This is a genomic window from Kibdelosporangium phytohabitans (assembly GCF_001302585.1).
Taxonomy (GTDB): domain Bacteria; phylum Actinomycetota; class Actinomycetes; order Mycobacteriales; family Pseudonocardiaceae; genus Kibdelosporangium; species Kibdelosporangium phytohabitans.
In genome coordinates this window covers 8,741,048-8,758,842 of record NZ_CP012752.1, presented here as the reverse complement: position 1 = coordinate 8,758,842, position 17,795 = coordinate 8,741,048, and the positions used below count along the sequence as shown (strand labels likewise).

The 17,795-nt window shown below is 68.9% G+C and carries 15 protein-coding genes and 1 pseudogene; 9 read left to right on the top strand and 7 right to left on the bottom strand.

Translation table 11 applies throughout. The annotated features are described in order from the left end of the window. The first annotated feature begins 73 nt into the window (after nucleotides 1-73). Genes AOZ06_RS39345 through AOZ06_RS39335 form a run of 3 tightly spaced genes read left to right on the top strand, consistent with a single transcriptional unit; the run spans nucleotide 74 to nucleotide 2,987 of the window. Nucleotides 74-1,039, top strand: a complete 966-nt coding sequence (locus AOZ06_RS39345; protein ID WP_083472225.1) for an acyl-CoA dehydrogenase family protein — start codon at nucleotides 74-76, stop codon at nucleotides 1,037-1,039. Next, nucleotides 1,036-2,313: a bifunctional PIG-L family deacetylase/class I SAM-dependent methyltransferase gene (locus AOZ06_RS39340; RefSeq protein ID WP_236951889.1), complete on the top strand. Its 1,278-nt coding sequence runs from the start codon at nucleotides 1,036-1,038 to the stop codon at nucleotides 2,311-2,313. The genes AOZ06_RS39345 and AOZ06_RS39340 overlap by 4 nt, the downstream gene beginning before the upstream one ends. Further along, nucleotides 2,310-2,987 carry a glycosyltransferase family 2 protein gene (locus AOZ06_RS39335; RefSeq protein ID WP_054294016.1) on the top strand — a complete coding sequence of 226 codons (678 nt, stop codon included), beginning with the start codon at nucleotides 2,310-2,312 and terminating at the stop codon, nucleotides 2,985-2,987. Before AOZ06_RS39340 ends, AOZ06_RS39335 begins: the two co-directional genes overlap by 4 nt. 71 nt (nucleotides 2,988-3,058) lie before the next feature. On the opposite strand, the gene AOZ06_RS39330 is transcribed toward AOZ06_RS39335, so the two are convergent. From AOZ06_RS39330 to AOZ06_RS39315, 4 genes are all read right to left on the bottom strand, one after another. After that, nucleotides 3,059-5,161: a catalase gene (locus AOZ06_RS39330; protein ID WP_083472223.1), complete on the bottom strand. Its 2,103-nt coding sequence runs from the start codon at nucleotides 5,159-5,161 to the stop codon at nucleotides 3,059-3,061. A gap of 325 nt (nucleotides 5,162-5,486) precedes the next feature. Next, a complete protein-coding gene (locus AOZ06_RS39325) occupies nucleotides 5,487-6,134 on the bottom strand; it encodes a response regulator transcription factor (protein ID WP_054294015.1) in 648 nt (215 codons plus the stop codon). Next, entirely contained in the window at nucleotides 6,125-7,816 is a 1,692-nt protein-coding gene (locus tag AOZ06_RS39320; protein WP_054294014.1) for an ATP-binding protein, read from the bottom strand. The genes AOZ06_RS39325 and AOZ06_RS39320 overlap by 10 nt, the downstream gene beginning before the upstream one ends. After that, complete coding sequence (locus tag AOZ06_RS39315; protein ID WP_236951888.1) at nucleotides 7,804-8,169, bottom strand: LytR/AlgR family response regulator transcription factor; 366 nt, start codon at nucleotides 8,167-8,169, stop codon at nucleotides 7,804-7,806. Before AOZ06_RS39315 ends, AOZ06_RS39320 begins: the two co-directional genes overlap by 13 nt. A gap of 122 nt (nucleotides 8,170-8,291) precedes the next feature. On the opposite strand from AOZ06_RS39315, the gene AOZ06_RS39310 reads away from it, so the two are divergent. The 3 genes from AOZ06_RS39310 to AOZ06_RS39300 all read left to right on the top strand — a co-directional run bounded on the left by AOZ06_RS39310 (nucleotide 8,292) and on the right by AOZ06_RS39300 (nucleotide 11,846). Further along, complete coding sequence (locus tag AOZ06_RS39310; protein ID WP_157233497.1) at nucleotides 8,292-10,187, top strand: serine/threonine-protein kinase; 1,896 nt, start codon at nucleotides 8,292-8,294, stop codon at nucleotides 10,185-10,187. Next, nucleotides 10,187-10,984, top strand: a complete 798-nt coding sequence (locus AOZ06_RS39305; RefSeq protein WP_054294012.1) for a caspase family protein — start codon at nucleotides 10,187-10,189, stop codon at nucleotides 10,982-10,984. Before AOZ06_RS39310 ends, AOZ06_RS39305 begins: the two co-directional genes overlap by 1 nt. Nucleotides 10,985-11,177: 193 nt before the next feature. Then, entirely contained in the window at nucleotides 11,178-11,846 is a 669-nt protein-coding gene (locus AOZ06_RS39300; RefSeq protein ID WP_054294011.1) for a hypothetical protein, read from the top strand. Between the two features lie 129 nt (nucleotides 11,847-11,975). Here AOZ06_RS39300 and AOZ06_RS39295 read toward each other — a convergent pair whose 3' ends face one another. Then, nucleotides 11,976-12,860 carry a serine hydrolase gene (locus AOZ06_RS39295; RefSeq protein ID WP_054294010.1) on the bottom strand — a complete coding sequence of 295 codons (885 nt, stop codon included), beginning with the start codon at nucleotides 12,858-12,860 and terminating at the stop codon, nucleotides 11,976-11,978. A gap of 346 nt (nucleotides 12,861-13,206) precedes the next feature. After that, a pseudogene (locus AOZ06_RS55045) lies at nucleotides 13,207-13,673 on the bottom strand (aromatic amino acid lyase); the annotation flags it as partial. On the opposite strand from AOZ06_RS55045, the gene AOZ06_RS58125 reads away from it, so the two are divergent. Next, entirely contained in the window at nucleotides 13,606-13,806 is a 201-nt protein-coding gene (locus tag AOZ06_RS58125; RefSeq protein WP_054294009.1) for a hypothetical protein, read from the top strand. The pseudogene AOZ06_RS55045 and the gene AOZ06_RS58125 overlap by 68 nt on opposite strands. Here the strand turns inward: AOZ06_RS58125 and AOZ06_RS58120 are convergent. Then, entirely contained in the window at nucleotides 13,775-14,788 is a 1,014-nt protein-coding gene (locus AOZ06_RS58120) for a DUF4328 domain-containing protein (RefSeq protein ID WP_225953007.1), read from the bottom strand. The two genes, AOZ06_RS58125 and AOZ06_RS58120, sit on opposite strands and share 32 nt — an antisense overlap. Before the next feature lie 215 nt (nucleotides 14,789-15,003). On the opposite strand from AOZ06_RS58120, the gene lanKC reads away from it, so the two are divergent. Further along, nucleotides 15,004-17,559: a class III lanthionine synthetase LanKC gene (gene lanKC, locus AOZ06_RS39280; RefSeq protein ID WP_083472220.1), complete on the top strand. Its 2,556-nt coding sequence runs from the start codon at nucleotides 15,004-15,006 to the stop codon at nucleotides 17,557-17,559. Nucleotides 17,560-17,579: 20 nt separating this feature from the next. After that, nucleotides 17,580-17,720 (top strand): SapB/AmfS family lanthipeptide, encoded by a 141-nt coding sequence (locus AOZ06_RS62345; RefSeq protein ID WP_157233496.1) that lies wholly within the window; start codon nucleotides 17,580-17,582, stop codon nucleotides 17,718-17,720. The last annotated feature ends 75 nt before the right edge of the window (nucleotides 17,721-17,795 follow it).

The following is a 17,795-nucleotide window of genomic DNA, read 5'->3' as shown; positions in this document are numbered from 1 at the left end:
GCGAGCCGGGAGATGGCCTGAATCACCGTATCGAGATGGATTGGACCGCCAGGACCACGGGTAGTCAGCGATCATGCTTGACGTTGAACCACCACCAGGTGTCCGCTGGCCGCGGAGCGTCGACACGGTGATCACGCACCTACGCGCGATCATCGCCGAAGGCGGCCTGGAGCTGCCACTGCCTGGTGGCGGGGACACGATTTCCCGGTGGGCGGCGCTCGCGCGTCTTGGCCGGCGGGATCTCCCGTTGGCGCGGTTGGCCGAGGGGCACGCGGACGCGCTCGCCATCCTGGCCGAGGCCGGGCGCAAACCCGTACCAGAGGCCCTCTACGGCGTGTGGGCGGCGCGGTCGGGCGGCGCCGGGGCAGCACTGCGGGGCCGGACGCTGAACGGCACTGTGCGCTTCTGCTCGGGTGCGCGTCACCTGGACAGGGCTCTGATCGCGGCGCTGGACGACGACGGCCACAGCGTCGTCCTCGACGTCGATCTGGCCGACGACCGGGTGGCGTCCGTCCCCGGCACCTGGGTACCGGTCGGCATGGACGCGTCCGACAGCCCGGACGTGGTGGTGGACGACCTCGAGGTGAGCGACGACATGGTGGTCGGTTCGCCCGGGTTCTACCTGCGGCGCCCGGGCTTCTGGCAGGGCGGGATCGGGGTCGCGGCGGTCTGGCTCGGCGGCGCGGCCGGTGTCCTCGACGATGTCGTCGCGGGACTGTCCGATCCGGACCCGCACCAGTCGGCACACGTCGGCGCGCTGCACACGGCGATCCGGTCGACCGAAGCGCTGCTGGTTCACGCGGCGTCCGCTGTGGATGGTGCACCGGCCGGTGACCACAAGCTGCTTGCGTGGACGTGTCGTGCCGCGGCCGAGCGGACGGCCTGGGACGTGCTCGACCGGGCGCCGCGCGTGACCGGCCCGACTCCGATGTGCCGGGATCGGCGGTTCGCGCAGCGACTCGCGGATCTTCAGGTCTACGTGCGCCAGCACCACGCCGAGAAGGACCTCGCGGCGATCGGCCGGGAGGTGCTGGCGTGACGACGGCTGCTGAGGCACGGTGGGACAACCGGTGGCGTCACCTGCCCGCGTTCGATCCACGCGGCTATCGGCGCGTGGTCGCGGTGGCGGCGCATCCCGACGACGAGACGCTCGGTGCGAGCGGGTGCCTTCAGGCGTTGCATGCCGCAGGTGCCCGTGTCGACATCGTCGTGGCCAGCGACGGCGAAGCAGCCTTTCCCGCCTTGGGAGAGGAGGACCGTGCCGCGCTCGGGCGGCGCCGCCGTGCCGAGTTGGTGGAGTCGCTACGAGTGCAGGGCCTTGATCAGGCCGCGATCCATTGGCTGGGCCTGCCCGACTCCGGTCTGTCCGGCCACGCGGAGGATCTGACCGAGGTGCTGCGCGAGTTGCTCGCCGACGCCGACTGCTGTGTCTTGCCGTGGCCGTACGATCCGCATCCCGACCACAGCACGGTCGGCGCGTGCGTTCTGGCCGCGGCCCCGGTGACCGCGCACTGCTGGTCGTACCCGATTTGGATGTGGCACTGGACTGCCGAGGACTCGCCGGACATCCCGTGGCGCCGGGCGTTCACCTGCGCCCTGTCCGACGAGCAGCGGGCACGCAAGTCCGCTGGTATCAAGGCGTTCGTGTCCCAGCTGGAACGGGGCCCGGACGGCAGCGATCCGATCCTGCCACCCGATGTGCTGGAGCACTTCGACCGCGACCACGAAGTGCTGTTCCGGGAATCCCGCGCGCAGAGCGCGCCGATCGCCAGGTTCAGCGAACTCTACGCCGCACAAGCAGATCCCTGGCAGACCGAGGACAGCTGGTACGAACGACGGAAACGGCAGACGCTGCTGGCGGCGCTGCCACGCGAGCACTACCGGCACGCCATCGAACCCGCCTGCGGCACAGGCACGCTCACAGCGGAGCTGGCGAGACGTGCCGACCGGGTGTCCGCGTTCGACGCCGTGGCCGACGTGGTCACCGCCACACAACGACGCCAGCTGCCGGGCGTCACGGTGGCGCAGGCCATCCTGCCAGCAGGCTTCCCCGACGAAACCGCGGACCTCGTCGTGCTCAGCGAGATCCTCTACTACCTGTCGGATGAGGACCTGCGCAAGACCGTCGACAACGCGATCACGTCCCTGGCGTCCGGCGGTGATCTCGTTCTCGCGCATTGGCGGCCGTGGGCGCCGGAGGCCACTCGCGACGGCGCGGAGGCGCACGAACTCGTCGCCGCCCGGCCGGAACTGTCCACCGTGGTCGAACACCGGGACGAGGAATTCCTGCTACACGTGTTGAGGCGGCAGTGATCCGGACTGTGGCCGTGGTGGTGCCTGCTCGTGATGAGCGGTCCACGATTCGCGCCTGCCTGCGCGGCATCCGATCCGCCGTGGAAGCGTTGCCCGCCTCCGTCACGTCGACAGTGTGCGTGGTGCTCGACCGTTGCCAGGACGACACCGGGACGATCGCGCGCTCGATGACGGACGTGGTCGTGAACGTCGACGGTTACGCGCTCGGCACTGTGCGGGACATCGGTGTACGGCAGAGCTTGTCCACTCCGGCCGACGAATGCTGGATCCTGAACACCGACGCGGACTCGGTGGTACCGCCGGACTGGATCGTGACGCATCTGCGGCTCGCGGAGCGTGGCGCCCACGCTGTGGCCGGGGATGTGCGGATCGAGGACTGGCACAACCTGGACGGGTCGGTTCGAGCGAGGTACCGGGAGGTGATCCGCGGCAACCGGGAACGCGTCTACGGGGCGAATCTGGGCATACGCGGAGACGTCTACCTCGCCGTCGGCGGTTTCGGGCCGCTGTCCACGGGCGAGGACCAGCATCTGTGGGACCGGGTCAAACTCGCCGGCTATCAGACCGTGGCGACCGAGCGGGCGCCCGTGGTGACGAGCGCCCGGACCCGAGGACGAGCACGCGGTGGGCTCGCCGACCTCCTCGCGGGCCTCCAGGCTCAGCAGTCAGCCTGACAGCCGGAACTGTCTGAGGTGCGGGTGAGGCCGCCCCACCATCGGGGCGGCCTCACCAACCGGGCGAAGCGCTACTTGGCGGGCGGGACGGCCGAGGCCATGACCAGTTCGGCGCGGTCCCACGCGCGGTGCAGGCCGAGTGCGGTGACCATCGCCGCGGTGAAGTCCTCGTCCACCTTCTTGCCGAGGACCACGCCGGGGGTGGCGAGACTGATTCCGGCGTCTTCCAGGATGTCCTGTCCGGTGCCCCAGGCCGCGATGGCCTTGCAGTGCCGGAACGCCTCCTGCAACAGCAGAACCAGCTTGATGTCGTTGGTCGGTGCCGTGCCACCGGCGACCACCACCGCGTCGAACTCGATCGAGCGGGCGGTCAGCAGTGTCCGCTCCACGATCTGCTTGGTACGACCTCGACCCAGGACACCGCCGACAGGAGCGATGACCTGCACGACCGCGCCGAGTTCCGCCGCCTCGGCACGCAGGGCGGCGATTCCGGCCAAGTCCGCACCGGCGCCGGCGAACACACCGATCTTGCGGCCCGCGATCGGTCCGGGTTCGGTGACGACCTGGGACAGTGCGGGCGAGGTCGTGACGTCGTTCGCCGGTTCACCGGCCGGTGCGGGCAGGCCCAGCCCGGCGGCGACCTGTTCGCACAGGTCGGTGTCCACCTTGGACAGGACGATGAGTTCGCGTTCCTTGATGGCCTGTTCGTAGCATTTGCCCAGTTCGAACGTGAACGCCTCGATGATGTGGACCTGCTCGATCGGGGTGAGGCTGCGGTAGAACATGGTGGCCTGGGAGAAGTGGTCGTCGAACGAGGCCGGGTTCGCGCGTACCGCGGGGCCTTCGATCGCCCTGGGCACCTGCACGTAGCCGCCTTGTCCGGCGGATGCCGGGCGGGGCAGGTCGCCGTCGATGCTGTTGGGACGGTAGGGCGCCAGTCCTGGGTGGACCGCGTGCTGGTGCATGCCGTCACGGAACATGTCGTTGACGGGGCACCGCGGCCGGTTGATCGGCAACTGGGCGAAGTTCGGCCCGCCCAGCCTGGTCAGCTGGGTGTCGAGATAGGAGAACAGCCGCGCCTGCATCAGCGGGTCGTTGGTGACCTCGATACCGGGGACCAGGTGGCCGGTGTGGAACGCGACCTGTTCGGTCTCGGCGAAGTAGTTGGTCGGGTTGCGGTTCAGGGTCAGCTTGCCGACCAGCTGGACCGGCGCCAGCTCCTCCGGGACGATCTTGGTGGGGTCGAGCAGGTCGATCCCGTGGAAGCTGTCGGTTCCGTCGTCGGGCATGACCTGGATGCCCAGCTCGTACTCGGGGAAGATCCCGGCGTCGATGCTGTCGGCGAGGTCGCGGCGGTGGAAGTCCGGGTCGACGCCGGCGGCGATCTGCGCCTCCTCCCAGACCAGGGAGTGGATTCCGGCGACCGGTTTCCAGTGGAATTTCACCAGTGCGGTCTCGCCGGAGTCGTTGACCAGGCGGAAGGTGTGGACGCCGAAGCCTTCCATCGTCCGGTATGAGCGGGGGATGCCGCGGTCGCTCATGTTCCACATCACGTGGTGGGTGGCCTCGGTGTGCAGTGAGACGAAGTCCCAGAACGTGTCGTGTGCGGACTGGGCCTGCGGGATCTCCCGGTCGGGGTGCGGTTTGCCCGCGTGGATGATGTCGGGGAACTTGATCCCGTCCTGGATGAAGAACACCGGGATGTTGTTGCCGACCAGGTCGAACGTGCCTTCGTCGGTGTAGAACTTCACCGCGAAGCCGCGGGTGTCGCGGACGGTGTCAGCCGAACCGCGCGAACCCAGGACCGTGGAGAACCGGACGAAAACCTGGGTTTGCTGCCCCTTCTTCGTCAGGAACTGAGCCTTTGTCACCTTTTTGGCGGTGCCGTAGGACTCGAACACGCCGTGCGCGGCGGCGCCGCGGGCGTGGACCACCCTTTCCGGGATGCGCTCGTGGTCGAAGTGTGTGATCTTCTCCCGCAGGTGGAAGTCCTCGAGCAGGGTCGGCCCGCGGTCCCCGGCCTTCAGCGAGTGGTCGGTGTCCGGCAGGCGCACGCCCTGGGCCGTGGTGAGGAAGTCGCCTTCCTGCCGCAACGCGTTCCCGGGCACGATCTCGGTGCCCAGCTCAGCGCTGGAATCGGAACCGTTGCTGGTGGACTTGCGACGCGATGCCATGATCAATCCTTAGTAGACGAAGGAGCATGTTGGCTGAGCCGGCCCGGTAGGTCGTCCTCGGGTGAATTCCCAAGCAGACGACGGGTAAACCGAATGCCGTGATCCCGTTTCGTCACCGCCAGCCGGACGTGGCCCTTCCATGAAGCCTCGTACCGGGTATCGGTCCGCGGGAAGCGCGCACCGGCCGGGAGGTCGCGGTCCTCGGATCCGCTGCACGACGGCCTCGCGCCGAACAGGTCGTCCTTACCAGGATCGGTCACCCGGTGCTTCTTCGTCCGGAGAGGCAGCGCGTTCTGGCCGAGCGGGACGCTGAGGTCACGACGGTTCAGGGCCGCGAACCGGCGAGGTACTTCAGCACGGCACTGACCCGCCGGTTGCTGGCCGGGCTTTCGATGCCGAGCTTGCGGAAGATCTTCCCGGTGTGCGTGACGACAGTGCTGACCGCGACCGTCAGCCGGTCGGCGATGCCCTGGTCGGACAGTCCCTCGGCCATCAGCGCCAGCACGTCCCGTTCGCGGCCGGTCAGGTCCGCCAGCGGTTCGTGGCCTGGCCGCTGCAGCAACGCGGCGACCACGTCGGGGTCGACCGCCGTGCCGCCCGCGGTGAGCCGGTGCAGGACGTCGTCGAGCATCTTGGCGTTGGGCACGTTCTGCTTCAGCAGATACCCGACCTTGGCGGTGGTCCCGTCCAGCAGTTTCGTGGCGTACGAGTGCTCGACGTACTGGGAGAGCACCAGTGCCGCGACGTTCGTGTGCCGCGTGCGGATCGCCGCGGCCAGCCGGAGGCCTTCGTCGCGGAACGTCGGCGGCAGCTTCACGTCCAGGACGGCCACGTCGGGCTGGTGCCTGGCCACCAACGGCAGCACCTGGCCCGCCTGGGGCGCGGTGCCGACGACCTCGTGGCCGAGCGCGGTCAGCAGCCGGACCAGGCCCTCCCTGACGAACAACGAGTCCTCGGCGATGATCACCCGCACGGCAGCTCCACTTCCACGACCGTTCCCACTCCGAGCGGACTGTCGAGCCGCAGGGCGCCGTCGACCGCCGCGACACGGTCCGCCAGGCCGGTCAACCCGGAACCGGCCGCGAAATCCGCGCCGCCTTTGCCGTCGTCCTCGACACGCACGTGGATGTGCTGGCCCGCGTGCGTGATCCGGATGTCGATCTCGCTCGCTTCGGCGTGCCGCACCGTGTTCGCCACCGCTTCGCTCACGACGAAGTACGCGGTCGCCGTGGCGGCGTCGCTGAGCTCGGGCAACTCGTCGACGCGGACACGGGCTCGCAGCGCAACCCGGACGACCAGTTGTTCGACAGCGGCTTTCAGACCCTGCATGGTGAGCACGGCGGGGTGGATGCCACGAGCCAGCTCACGCAGTTCCTGCGTGGCCAGCCGCAGCTCGGTCTCGACCTCGTCGAGCAGCTCCGCCGTCTCGGCGCCTGCGCCGGGCAACGACTGCCGCAGCATGCCGAGGATCAGGCCGACCGAGAGCATCCGCTGCTGGGCGCCGTCGTGCAGATCGCGTTCGAGTTTCCGGCGGGCTTCGTCGGCCGCGGTGACCAGGCGGGCCCGCGAGGCGCGGACGTGCGCGAGCTGCGTGCGGACCGCGGCCTGCAGCCGGGCGTTCTCCAGCGCGAGGCCCACCGCCGCGCTGATCGCGTCCAGCAGTTGCGGCTCGGCACGCAGGCTCGCGTCGTGCACGATGACACCGAGCGGGTCGTCGCGGTCGCCGACGACGGTGAGGCGGTCCGCTGGGACGCCGTCCGGGATCTCCGCGTGGATCTGGACACCCGGGTCGCTCAGCGCCTTGGACACCGCGTCGGCGAGCTGACCGGTCGGCATGTACTGGATCTGCCGGATCAGGTCAGACACCCTGGCCTCGTCCAGCCGCTCCCGCAACAGGCCGAGGAAGAACGCCGCCGGAACGGCCACCAGCGACGCGAACTGCGCCAGCGCCAGCGTCGGGTTCAGGTCGCTGACTCCGGCCGCGCCGAGCACACCGACCAACGCGAACAACAGCGCGGTCAGAACCATTGCCACAGCGGGAAACGCCAGCACTCGCCGGTGCCGTCTGCTCGCTTTGACCATTCGCAGCACGATCACCGACGCGCCGACCAGCGTGAGCACCGCCGAGCCCAGCCCGGCCAGCTGAGCGGTCCATCCCGCGAGGACCGGGCTGTGCACGAGCGGCAGGGGAGTGCAGACGTCCCGGCAGCCGCCGCTTCGGTGGACCGGCCCCGCCATGGCCTGGAGCACGACCATCACCGCGGCGAACACGTACCCGCCGAACATCACGTTGCGTCCCACCCGGTCGCGCACGTGCCCGGACGGATACGCCAGGAAGACGTGTGCGCCGAGCGGGAGCTGCAAGGCGGTGAGCACGTAGGCGACGGCCACCACGACGTGGACCGCAGACGAGTCCGTCTCCAGCGCGAACGCCGCGGGCGCGGTCGACGCCAGCAGCAGCCCGAGCGTCACCATCAGCACGCTCATCGGTGTGCCGGGCCTGATCCTGCTCGCGAAGTACCCGGCGACCAGCCAGGCCGCGATCTGGGCGAGCTCCTTGAGGTCGAACAGCACGCCGTACCCGCCGTAGCGGTACGCGAGCCAGCCGTCGAAGACCGCCAGCGCCAGCCCGGCCGCCAGGATCAGCCGGGGCACGGCGGCGGACCGGCGAGCTCGGCCAGGCGTTCGGCGGACAGGTCCTCCTTGGCGAGGAACCCGGCGACCGGGACCGCGTCGAGCCTGGTCCCGAGTTCGGCGCGGGTCAGGCTGGAGATCAGCACGACCCGGGGCGGGGCGGGCAAACCGGCCAACTCGTGTGCGACCACGAAACCATCCATGTCAGGCAGCAGGACGTCGAGTACCACGACTTGCGGACACAACTGTTCAGTCATCGCTAGCGCCTCGCGGCCGTTACCGGCCTCGCCGACGACGTCCAGCCCGCGGGCCTCCAGCAGCCGGCGCGCCACGCGCCGGAACCCGGCGTGGTCGTCGACGATGAGGATGCGCACGGCCTCATCGTGCCCCGGGCGGCCGTCGAATGGATCTTCGGCCGGGAAATCTCCTGGTTTCCCATGACGCGCCATCGCGCCGTTCGGAGCAAGGTGTGCGGGCGAACGTGCCAGGGGAGGTCATGGTGATTCCCGGATACCCGGTGGTCGAACAGCTCGACGAAGACCCGGTCGCGACGACGTACCTGGTCGGCGACGACGGTACGGCCGTGCTGACGCTGGGAAAGCACCCGCTCGCACCGGACGGGCGTACGGCGTTTCGGCAGTGGGCGAACGCTTTGTCGGGCATTGCCGAAGGCCCGGGCATCGCGCGGGTCCACGCCGCGGACATCACTGCGAGCAGCGAGCCGTTCCTCGTCGTGTCCACGGGTGACGTGCTGGCGGACGTGTTGCAGGATCAAGGACCCCTGCCGTTGGCCACAGCGCACGAGTACGCGGTGGCGTTGGCTGACGGGCTGGCACGGGCACACGCGGCGGACTTGTTCCACGGAACCGTGCAGCCCGCGACTGTGCTGGTCATGGACGGTGGCGCGGCGCTCGCCGGGTTCGGAGCAGTGGCCCCGGGTTTGACGGTCGCGACGGCCGCTGACGCGTACACGCCTCCCGAGCACCTGCCGGACGCTTTCGTGCAGCGCGCGGTGGCCAGCGCGGCCGGTGACGTCTACCAGTTGGCGCTCACCTTCTTCGTCGCGATTGGTGGCGTTCTTCCGTGGGAGAGCAACCCTTTGGACCTGGGCGCGCGGACCACACCGCTCACCGGGACGCCGGGCGTCGACGGTGGCCTGGTCGATCTGCTGCGCGCCGCGGCAGCACCCGACCCCGCCTTACGGCCGACCGCGGAGCAGTTCCGGGACCAACTGGCGGCACTGCGGGTGGCCGGCGAGTCCGCGGACCGCGTGATCCCACCGGGGTTGCTGGCGGGTCGCGGTGTCCGCAGAGTGGGCCGCCGCACCGCGACCCTGGTCGCTCTGGCGGGCGGCACGGTGAGCGCAGCGACAACTGTCCTGATGGGACAATCGGCCGCCACGGTGCCCGCGTCGGCTCCGGCAGGGGCGCCCGCGGCTGCGATACCCGCTGCCGCGCCGACGATCCCCGTAGTGGCTGCTCCGGCGGCGACGGTTGCCGCCACGACGTCGATCACGAAAGTCGTTGTGATCACCGCGTTGACCGTCGTCGTGGGTGGCGGAGCCGGTATCGCCATCCCGCAGGTCTTCGGCAGCGGGCCGTGTGACTCCGTGGTGGGCGACCGTTCCGGCAACACAGTTCTCGTCGACTCGGCCAAGTTCCTGAACACCAAGGGCTACGGGTTCACTGTGCACTACGGCAAGGAGATCGACGCCGAAGGCGCGTCCGACCCGGCCGCGCGCCGCGCTTCGGTGGTGTTGAAACCACCGGGGAAGTACGTCGGCGAGATCCGGCTGAGCGGCGACGACCTGGCGATGACCGGACCGGTGGCGGGAACCCCGCCAGGGCAGTGGAAGCACCAGAAGGTGACGTCGAACATGGTCGCACGGACCGTGCTCGCCGTGCCCGAGACGATCTCGACCGTGCTCGGCAAGGCCGAGCAGGTCCAGCGGGACGGCTGCACCTTCACCGGCCGCGTCGAACAGGGCCGGGTCGAGGCCACGATCGAGGAGACCGCCGGGGATCTGCGGAGCCTGCGCGTCGACCGGCTCGATCTCGACCTGAGGATCACGGCCGCGACACCGCCTGCCGAGATGCCGCCGGCCCCGGCGCCACCGTCGCGGACGAACCTGACCGGGCGCTGGGAGAAGGGGGACGTCTGGTTGCTGATCAACAGCCAGGGGTCCGCTTTCGGGATCATGCGGTCCAGCCAGCCCATCTGCTCCGGCAGGTTCTCCGGGACCGGTACGAAGGTCGATGCCACCATCGACTGCCTGCCGGGCACGGCACGTACGCGGCGGTCGCGGCTGCGGGTCGACCTGGCCGACAACCAGAACGTCGTGGTCAGCGGCAGCCCCGAGTTCGCCGGGACCTACCGGCTCGCGCAGAGCTGATGGCGAGGCTCCCGGATCCGGTGCGGTCACGGGCCGTCCTCATCGGCGCGGCCACGTACGCCGACCCCGAGCTGCACGACCTTCCGTCCGTTCGCAACAACGTCGCCGATCTCGCCGCGATCCTGACCTCCGGCCACGGCACGGGACTGCCCACCGAGCACTGCACCGTGCTCGAGGCGGAGTTCGAGTCGTTGGGGGACAAGGTCGAGCAGGCCGCCGCGGCGGCCGAGGACCTCCTGTTGGTCTACTACGCGGGCCACGGTCTTGTCGACAGCCGGAGCAGGCTCCAGCTGGCGCTGCCGTCGACCCGCGTGGCCAGTCTGCTGTGGACGGCGTTGCCGTTCGACACGATCAGGGAAACCTTGTCCTGCGCGAAGGCACGCAACCGGGTGGTGATCCTCGACTGCTGCTACTCCGGTCGCGCCATCGGCCACATGAGCGGTCCGGCACTCGGCGGGCAACTGGACGTCGACGGCACGTACACCCTGACCGCGACGGCACGCAACCAACCGGCGTTGGCGCCACCCGGTGCCGCGCACACGGCGTTCACAGGCGAACTGATCAAGTTGCTGGCCCAGGGCGACCCCGAGGGCGACGACCTGGTGACGCTGGGACACGTGTACCACCGGCTGCGTCAGGTGATGCGCAGCCGTGGCCTGCCAGAGCCCGAACGATGCGGGACGCGCACAGCCGACCTGCTCGCGCTCGCCCCCAACGCCGCGAAATCCGGCGCCACCAAGGACTTCAGAACTCCCGTCCGGCTCGGGCCCCGCAGGGTCGGCCGACGGCAGCAGTGACCGCGAGCAGGCTGATGCCCAGCCGTCCGGCTGGGCGCCGGACCCTGGGAACTTCCCCGATCGGCAGGCGCGTGCCCGGCCGGCGAGGTAACGTTCGAGTCCACGTCTGGGGTGATCATTCAGTCATCGGCGGTTCGCCGCACGTAGGGGAAGGGAGACGGGCGCAGGTTGTCAGTCCTGTGCCCGAGTACCAATGAAGATCAGCCGTAACCCGCTGCTTGTCCTCATGGCGGTAGTCGTCCTGTCGTTCACCGGTGCCTGCGGCCCGGAGGAGGCGTCCGCGCCACCCGGGAAACAAACCGCTGCCAAGGCCGCGCCGGAAGACGGCGAACCGCCCATTTGGACACAACCCTCCCAGGAGGGATCCACTCAGGAAGAGCCCACCTCGACAGGACCCACCGAGGCACGACCCACCTCGACGGCGGGTGACGGCAAGCTGAAGGTGCAACGGCGCAAGAAGTACACCAACATCGACTGCACCACCCTGCTGTCTCCCGCCGACGTCGAGGCGGCAGTGGGGGTGGCGGGCAACCCGCCGAAGATGGTCGGCTCGAAGGGGAACGCCTGCCTGGCCGGGTCCTCGTTGGGCGACAGCGCGGGCGCCACGGTGAACTACAGCACCTCCAACAAGAACATCATCACCACCGGTGAACCGTTCGAGATCTCGGGCAACTCCGCGTTCCGGAAACTGGCGAGCGACAACAGGACCTGCACGGTCGACGTCGCGCTCGACGAGAAGGGCGACTTCAGCCTCGGTGCCGGTCTGCAGGTCGAAGTCGGCATGCTGACGCAGGACAAGGACCCGTGCGAGGCGGCGGCGAAGCTCGCGGAGAAGGCGTTCGGCAAGATTCCCGACGCGTAACCGGGGAGCGAGGTGCGGATCGGGCGCTGTCCCACGGACAGTGCCCGACGCCACCGCTGGACGAGCCCGGGAACGGCCCCGGCGGGCCGGGCACGCAAGCCGCTCGAGGTCGTCTGACGAGCAATCGATTCAGTTGCCGCCGGCGGAAAGGGAGCCTCTCAGCGCGCCGGTGGCGGTGGTGAGTGCCTTGGTCGCGGTGGCCCAGTCGATGGTGTCGTTCCAGGAACCCATCACCGCGACGGCGAAGGTCCGGGACGCGGTTCGGACCAGACCTGTCGTGTTGAGCACCCGCCGGCCCTCGGAGCTGCCCCACCCCTGCTTCACCGCCCAGTCCGCGCCGGGGAACGCACGTGGAATCCCGAAGTGCTGGTCGAAACCGTCGGCGGCGTTGAGCGGAACGCGGTGCATCGCCTCGGTGAGCAAAGCGCGTCCCTCGTCGGCCAGCTTCGCCGTGATGTGCCGGTAGACCGTGATCACGTCATCGGGCGACATCCGCGTGGAACCCCACTGGCCGGCGTCGGCGGGCGGCGAGGTGTGTTCGAGCCCCAGCTTCCTGGCCTGCCGCTGGACAACCGCCGGGCCGCCCTGTCGTTGCCACAGCCGGCTGGCGACGCGGTCGTCGCTGGCCGCGAGCATGTCGTGGACTTCCTTGGCTTCGTTGCCCGAGGGCACCCCGGACCTGTCGATCAGGTCGAGCGCGATGAGCAGCTTCACCACTGACGCGGTGGGCTGCGCCTGATCGGCCTTCCAGCTCAGCTCCACCGCGCACGAGCCGAGGTCGACCACCTCGATCCCGAGGCGAGGGTCGTTCCCGTTGCTCAGCAACGCCTTCCTGGCCTCGGCGATGGCGTTCGCGTGCTTGCCCGCCACCTCGGCAGGGGCGGAGCCGCACTCGGCGTGCCAGTCGTCGCTCCCGGAATCGCTGTTCACGGCGATCGCGGCGATGAGACCTCCGGCGGCGACGAGCGCGGCGATCCCGACGAGCACCTGCACCTGCCCGACCTGCTTGAGCACGACCCACCTCCGCTGGAAACACGAACATCCGAAAGCTATTCAGAACGCGAATCGCGGGCCTCGTCCCCTGAGCCGGTCCATATTGGCCAACCGGTGGACAACCCCAGCCGCAACGGGGCTCGTGTATCGGCCGAATGGCCGATGTGTGCGCGTTGGGCAACCGTGGCCGGGTGCTCAGCCAAGCTCGTCGGCGATCACATCCGACAGGTCCGCCGCGCGTGGCACGTCCTCGTGCAGCGGGCGGTCCGGGTCCACGGCCGGGGATGACGTCTGTCAGGCGGCGGTCCATGATCGTGGCGCAGGCAGGCGAGGTGGGACGGCGGCCTCCCACACGGACAGCCTGACGCAGCGCCACCGCCAACGCGCCGTGCAGCCAGCGCAACGACGTGGTTTGGTCCAGCGCGTTGAGCGCGGCTTGCGTGCCGAACGGGACCACGTCCTGGTTGTGCGGATTGGTCGGCAGGCTTTGGACGGACGCCGGTACCGCGTTGCGGCGCATGTCGGCGATGGTGGCGGTGGCCGCCAACTGAACGCCATGGACATTGTGTTGCCTGCCGGAACTGTGGCCAGAACCGGTGACAGGCCGCCATTGCGGTGGGGATCGACCAGCAGGTCCACTTGGCGTTCGGCCAAGTTTTCCATCTGTACCACAGTCGGGGTGATCAGGTCGGCGGCGAACGCGACGGGTTGGCGGAAGAAGTAGCCGCCGTGGACGACCTCGCCTCGTTCCGGGAAGAACAACGGGTTGTCGCCGACGCCGTTCAAGTCGGCGTCGACGACCGACGACGCTTGGCGCAACGCCCGCCTGACCACCGCCGCTCGACTGGTGCCGGGCCTGACCGTCGACGATGTCGAGGACTACGCGTCGGTCAGCGTCGAACCAGCCCGGACAGGCATGCCCGACGAGGAGTTCTTCAGCGCACCGGCCCACGCCTGCACGAGGTGATGCGGCACGCCGCCCGCGGCTGGCACCCCGGCCTGCGTACGCTGGTCGACCACGTCCTCCCCGAGTCGATCATGCCGAAGACGACGCGGATGGTCCTGCCGACCGCGCCGTGGGCACCGGACATCGTCAGGTCGGGTGAACCCGTTCGCCGAACAGACCCGTTGGCTCGACGTGACCGACCAGGCCGTTCTCGTCGCGTCCGGGGAGGTGAAGCCCAATGAACTCGTCGAGGCCGCGACCGCACGAGCACGGCGAGCAAGAACGCGGCGGCGGCACCGAAAGCCCTGCTGACCAGAGTGCCACCGAAGTTCGCCGCGAGGTTGTGGCTCACCGACGTGTCACCGTCGGCAGTCCAGCTGCGGGTCTCCTGGTACTGCACGCCGCTTGCCCACGCGGCCAGCCAGCACACCCACCAGGTGGATCGGATCACCGCGTAGGTTCGCGACCGGGCGGACGGCTGGTCGGCCGTGGCGATGTCGGAGACGATCTGCACCGGGAACCACAGGTTGACGATCGGGCAGAACCACCCACCGATCGCCCAGCCCGGCGCATGCCGCTGGCGGCCCACCGCGCGCACGTTGCGCCTGGCCCGATACATCCACACCAGGGTCACCACCGCCGAAGTGACGGTCAGGAGCAACGCGGCTGGGGTCAGGGCGGGCACCAGCGCATTGCCCAACGTCAGGATGGACTGTGCCGGCGGAGGCCCGTCGAACTCACCCTCCGCACCGACCAGCGTCGAGGCGGTCCCCGTCTCGAGGACACGCCTGCAGCTTGGGCACCGCGAGACGCCGGATATCGAGATCCGGCAATGTGAGCACGTCGCCACTGATCCTCCCCGGACCACTGGCGACACGGGATGGCACGCCGGCAGGAGCCCATCCTCCGGGAGCGGGTTTTCGCCGTTCTTTCGCGGCGCTTGCACGGCAGTTCGCCCACCAGCGGAGTGCGGGATCAACCGGGCGTTCGACTGCCATGACATTCCGCGACGACTGCGTGGCCCGCGGTCGTCCCGTCCGGCTTCCTGGGCTGATCCATTCGACGGCCGCGGACGCTCTGACATTGTTTTGCTTTCCAGCATGCGTTTCGCATCAGATTCGCATGACAAAAGCTACTAGCACCCGCGTGTGAACCCGCGTAGATGTTACTGCGGGAAGAATCGTGAAGTCAACCATCCAGGTGACTCTACTCCACCACATGGACGATACGGGGGAGCGGTTCGGTATGGACACCCGTTACGAACAGTTCTGTCTTGCGGACCGCTTTTTCTATGACGCTCCGGCGCGGACGGAAACACACGGTGAGCGTTTTGCCGACGGGCGCGACCTGCCCGGCGGATGGATCATCGAGCGCGATGACGTGTGGACCATGCTCGCTCCGCCGGACAACGAACTTCCTCCGCAGGGATGGAAGATCCACGTGGCCGCGACCCTCGGCAACGCCGCCGGGCTGCTGGACGAGGTGTGGGGTTACTGCGTGCCACGGCGCGTTCCGTTCAAGTTCCTCACCGATATGACGGCCGTTCTGCTCCGCAACACGAAATACGCCGACCGGTCGGGAAGCGGGAAGTTCGTTACCATTTATCCGGCCAATAACGACGAGCTCGAGCTCATTCTCAACGAGCTCGGTGCGGTGCTCGCCGGATCGGACGGGCCGTATATTCTGAGCGATGTGCGCTGGGGTGAAGGACCGCTTCACGTGCGCTACGGCGGGTTCGCTGAACGGTACTGCCGTGTCGGTGGCGAGCTTGCCCTCGCTGTCGCGGAACCATCCGGCCGGCTCGTTCCCGATAAGCGCGGCTCCGGGTTCTACCTGCCCGACTGGGTCGACGTACCCGAGTTTCTGCGGAAATGCGTCGCGGACCGGACGGCTCCCGAGACGCCGCACGAATTCCCCTTCCAGATCGAGCGGGCGCTGCACCACTCCAACGGCGGCGGTGTCTACCTGGCCACCGACACGCGGACCGGCGACAAAGTCGTGCTCAAGGAGGCCAGGCCACATGCCGGACTCGACGCACATGGCCACGACGCGATCCGCCGGCTGGAGCGTGAACGGCAGTTCCTGGAGAAGCTCAACGGCTCAGGCGTCACGCCTGAGCTGTATGGCACGTTCACCTGCTGGGAGCACAAGTTCCTCATCGAGGAGTACATCGAGGGCGAGACGCTCGCACAGGCGTATGTCGCGCGGTTCCCGTTGATCCACCCGGATGTCACCGACGAGCAGGTCGCCGAGTACGCCGAGTGGGCGCAGGCTGTGCTCGACCGGGTCCGCGACGGTGTCCGCGTCCTGCACCGAACCGGCATCGTCTTCGGCGACCTGCACCCGCACAACGTCATGGTCCGGCAGGACGGCCAGGTCAGGTTCATCGACCTGGAACTGGCCTCGGAGATGGCCGACGCGATGCCGTCCGCCTTGGGCGCGCCGGGTTACGCCGCCCCCGACGGCCGCGGCGGGGCCGACGCCGATCTGTACGCCCTGGCCAGTTTGCGGCTCAGTTTGTTCCTGCCGTTGACCGCGGTGCTGCCGTTCGACGCGGCCAAGGCCGGGATGCTGGTGACGTCCATCGAGCGCCGGTTTCCCATCCGGCCCGGCTTCTTCGCCGACACGATCGACGTGCTGCGTGACCGCCGATCTGCATGCGTCGCGACGAACCGGGCGGCGCGACTGGCGAACGAACTCGACTCGGACGAGCTGAACTGGCCGGCGTTGCGGGATTCGGTCAGGGACGGGATTCTCGCGAGCGCCACCCCGGACCGGGCCGATCGGCTGTTCCCCGGTGACATCGAGCAGTTCAACCACAACGGTCTCGGGTTGGCCTACGGTGCCGCCGGAGTGCTCTACGCCCTCGCCCGAGCCGGCGCCGGTCAGTATCCCGACCACGAACAGTGGCTCATCGAGGCCGCGCTGCGCGACCGGAACACGCGATGTGTCGGTCTGTACGACGGACTGCACGGCATTGCCTACGCCCTCGCCGAATTGGGCAGGACCGAAGACGCGTTGCGCGTGTTCCGCCTTGCCATGACAGCCCCGCTCGACCAGTTGTCCGCGAGCCTGTTCGGTGGCCTGGCTGGAATCGGCCTCAATCTCCTGTACTTCGCCGACCACAGCGGCGACCGCACGCTCGTGGCGCAGGCAGTCGACATCGGCGAACGGCTGGCATCCGGTACCACGGCGGAGGATCCCGTTTCCCGGGCGGGACTGATGCACGGACCGTCCGGCCAGGCGCTGCTGCACATCCGGTTGTTCGAGGTAACCGGTGACGACCGTCATCTGGCGAACGCCGAAACCATGATCGCGCGTGACCTGGCCGAGTGCGTGGCTGTCCCGGACGGCACCATGCAGATGAACGAGGGCTGGCGGGTGATGCCGTACGTGGCGACCGGAAGCGCCGGAACCGGTCTGGCGATCCACGAGTTCCTGCGCCACCGGGACCACGCGGAGTTCGCCGAATGCCTCAACGGCATCCGGCGGGCCGCCGAACCGGAGTTCGTCATCTGCTCCGGCCTGTTCAACGGGCGAGCCGGCCTGATCGCCTTCCTGAGCCGCTTGTCCACCTCGGTGCCAGGGCTGCGCCCGGTGATCGATCGGCACATGCGGCGTCTTTCCTGGCACGTCGTGTCCTACCAGGGGCATGCCGCGTTCCCCGGTGACCAGCTGATGCGGCTGTCCACGGACCTGGCCACCGGGTCCGCTGGTGTCCTGCTCGCCATGAACGACGCGCTGGGCTGCCGCCCGGCCGCGTTCCCGTGGTGATCGAAGGGAGGTGAACCACGATGAACCACATCCTGGACCTGCAGCTGATGACCGCAGACACGCAGAACCAGCTCGACATCAGCTGTTGCTCCTGTTGCAGCACGCCCAGCTTGTTCCTCTGCACGAAGCCGAGCAGTGCCAGCCTCATCCTGTGTCACTGATCGACTGTGATCAGTGGAGGGGTGGCCTGGAACGGTCACCCCTCACGTCCCGGGTGGGCCGCCGCCCGCCGGTGG

Bases quoted from the DNA above. Each gene is read 5' to 3' on its own strand.
- AOZ06_RS39300 (WP_054294011.1), top strand. From the start codon at position 11,178: ATGAAGATCAGCCGTAACCCGCTGCTTGTCCTCATGGCGGTAGTCGTC.
- AOZ06_RS39310 (WP_157233497.1), top strand. From the start codon at position 8,292: ATGGTGATTCCCGGATACCCGGTGGTCGAACAGCTCGACGAAGACCCG.
- AOZ06_RS58120 (WP_225953007.1), bottom strand. From the start codon at position 14,788: ATGTCATGGCAGTCGAACGCCCGGTTGATCCCGCACTCCGCTGGTGGG.
- AOZ06_RS39305 (WP_054294012.1), top strand. From the start codon at position 10,187: ATGGCGAGGCTCCCGGATCCGGTGCGGTCACGGGCCGTCCTCATCGGC.
- lanKC (WP_083472220.1), top strand. From the start codon at position 15,004: ATGGACGATACGGGGGAGCGGTTCGGTATGGACACCCGTTACGAACAG.
- AOZ06_RS39345 (WP_083472225.1), top strand. From the start codon at position 74: ATGCTTGACGTTGAACCACCACCAGGTGTCCGCTGGCCGCGGAGCGTC.
- AOZ06_RS39330 (WP_083472223.1), bottom strand. From the start codon at position 5,161: ATGGCATCGCGTCGCAAGTCCACCAGCAACGGTTCCGATTCCAGCGCT.
- AOZ06_RS62345 (WP_157233496.1), top strand. From the start codon at position 17,580: ATGAACCACATCCTGGACCTGCAGCTGATGACCGCAGACACGCAGAAC.